We start from the raw sequence: 2,464 nt of genomic DNA on the forward strand, positions 1-2,464 counted from the left end.
GCTCGGGGTTGAGCTTGGGTTCCTGCTCGAGGTAGCCGATCGTGAGACCGGGCATCGGCAGCGCCTCGCCATCGATCTCCTTGTCGATGCCGGCCATGATCTTGAGCAGCGACGACTTGCCCGAGCCGTTCAGGCCCAGCACGCCGATCTTRGCGCCGGGGAAGAACGACAGCGAAATGTCCTTCAAGATCTGCCGCTTGGGCGGCACGGTCTTGCTGACCTTGTTCATGGTGTAGACGTACTGGGCCATGTCTATTGCTACTCGGTGATGGGCTGCTGGAAAGGTGGGAAAACCGGCCTCGACCCGGCGCGCAAGTCCGGTTCGGCAATCGGGAGGGGTCGCCTCGCCCGTGCGCTGGATCGAAGGGAGTTTCGGCGTGACAGGCGCTTGCTGCTGCTGCGCGCTGGCGCGAAATGCCTGCCGAGTCTAACTCAGAGCCTCATTTGGGGCTGGCAACGGCGGCTTCAACAACGCCGCCAGTCATTTTCATCGGCTCGGCAGCCGACGCTTCTCGCGCGGCACCAGAAACATCGGCTGCCGCGAGATGGCTCGTGGCCTCATCAAGCAGGAGGATGCCGGGCTGCCGGTACAACGCCCGCGCCAGCAGGATCCACGTGGACAAGGAGAAGGAGGTCAACGAGGCGATCCGCAACCTTTCGACGACGCGCATCGCGCTTGCGCACCGACCCGAAACGATCGCGATGGCGATGCGCGTGATTGAGCTCTCTCCCGCTGCGATGGCCCCACGCAACATCCTCGAACGAGGGTCAACCCCAACTCATGAGACAATAGCACCTGTTGCCGGGTCCAGTTGCCCGCAACGCCGGCTCTCTGCCGGGGACGAAGACGGCCTTTGCAGGCTGTCAGGCTCCCACTCCTGACCCATCTGCCCTTACTGGCTCGTCGTCCGATGTGACGCCCGAGCGGGTGGATACCACTGCGCCGTGTAGGGCGCTTGTTGAACTCAATGAACTTTGATGAACTGAAGCTGGCCCCGGCCATCTTGAAGGCCGTGCATGAGCAGGGCTATGAAATCCCCACGCCGATCCAGGCCCAGGCCATTCCGGCCGTGCTCGACGGCCATGACCTGCTGGGCGGCGCCCAGACCGGCACCGGCAAGACCGCTGCCTTCACCCTCCCCCTGCTGCACAAGCTCACGATGAGCCGCAGCGCCACCAACAAGTTCGGCGGCACCGRCATCCGTGCCCTGGTGCTGACCCCCACGCGCGAACTCGCGGCCCAGGTCGAGGAATCCGTTCGTACCTACGGCAAGTACCTGCAGCTGACCTCGACCGTGATCTTCGGCGGCGTCGGCATGAACCCGCAGATCAGCAAGCTCAAGAGCGGCGTCGACATCCTGGTGGCCACCCCCGGCCGCCTGCTCGACCTGCAGCAGCAAGGCATGCTCGACCTGTCGCAGGTGCAGATGCTGGTGCTCGACGAGGCCGACCGCATGCTCGACATGGGCTTCATCCACGACGTCAAGAAGATCCTCGCGCTGGTGCCGAAGGAAAAGCAGAGCCTGCTGTTCTCGGCCACCTTCAGCGACGAGATCCGCGACCTCGCCGCCACGCTGCTCAAGAACCCGCAGAGCATCCAGGTCACGCCGCGCAACACCACCGTTCAGCGCATCACGCAGGTGATCCACCCGGTCGGCCGCGGCAAGAAGAAGGCGCTGCTCGCGCACATCATCAACGAGCACAAGTGGAGCCAGGTGCTGGTGTTCACCCGCACCAAGTTCGGCGCCAACAACGTGGCCGAATTCCTCACCAAGAACGGCATCGAGGCGATGGCGCTGCACGGCAACAAGAGCCAGAGCGCACGCACCCAGGCGCTGGCCGGCTTCAAGAGCGGAGAGATCCGCGCGCTGGTGGCCACCGACATCGCGGCCCGCGGCATCGACATCGACGAGCTGCCGCACGTCGTCAACTACGAGATCCCGAACGTCAGCGAAGACTATGTGCACCGCATCGGTCGCACCGGCCGCGCCGGTTCGAGCGGCGAGGCCGTGAGCTTCGTCTGCCTCGACGAAGAAGGCTTCATGCAGGAGATCGAACGCTTCACCAAGCAGACGATTCCCGTGCAGGTCATCGACGGCTTCGGTCCCGAGGAAGGCGAGCGCGCCGAACCGATCGCCATGGGCCGCCAGACCATCTGGGGCGGCGCCGGCCGTCCGCCGAGCCGTGACGTGATGCAGGCGGCGGCCAAGGCCGCGCGCACAGAAATGATGCAGCGCATCCGCGACAACAAGGCAGGCCAGGGCGAACGCAGCGGTGGCGGCGGCGGCAATGGCGGCGGCAATGGCGGCGGCCAGCGTCGCAGCGGCGGCAACGGACAGGGCCAGGGCGCCCCGGCCGGCCGCAATGCCAACGGTGGCGGCCAGGGCGGCCGTGGCCAAGGCCCGGCACGCGGCACGCAGGGACCGGCGCGCACGCCGCACCATGCGCCGACGCACCATCAGAA

Annotated in this window: 3 protein-coding genes; 1 reads left to right on the plus strand and 2 read right to left on the minus strand. The window is 66.0% G+C overall.

The features are described 5' to 3' along the window. Together AC1D2K_RS33415 and AC1D2K_RS33420 are read right to left on the minus strand one after the other, a co-directional pair. On the minus strand, nt 1–250 hold a 250-nt coding region (locus tag AC1D2K_RS33415; protein ID WP_478094564.1), incomplete at its 3' end, for an ATP-binding cassette domain-containing protein. Nucleotides 251–440: 190 nt separating this feature from the next. Beyond that, the gene (locus AC1D2K_RS33420) at nt 441–671 is read right to left on the minus strand and encodes a hypothetical protein (RefSeq protein ID WP_478094566.1); all 231 of its coding nucleotides are present in this window, start codon (nt 669–671) and stop codon (nt 441–443) included. 297 nt (nt 672–968) lie between these two features. On the opposite strand from AC1D2K_RS33420, the gene AC1D2K_RS33425 reads away from it, so the two are divergent. Beyond that, nucleotides 969–2,464, plus strand: a 1,496-nt coding sequence (locus tag AC1D2K_RS33425) for a DEAD/DEAH box helicase (RefSeq protein WP_478094568.1), incomplete at its 3' end; no start/stop codon positions are given.

It is taken from the genome of Variovorax sp. P1_H12_2 (assembly GCF_056405335.1).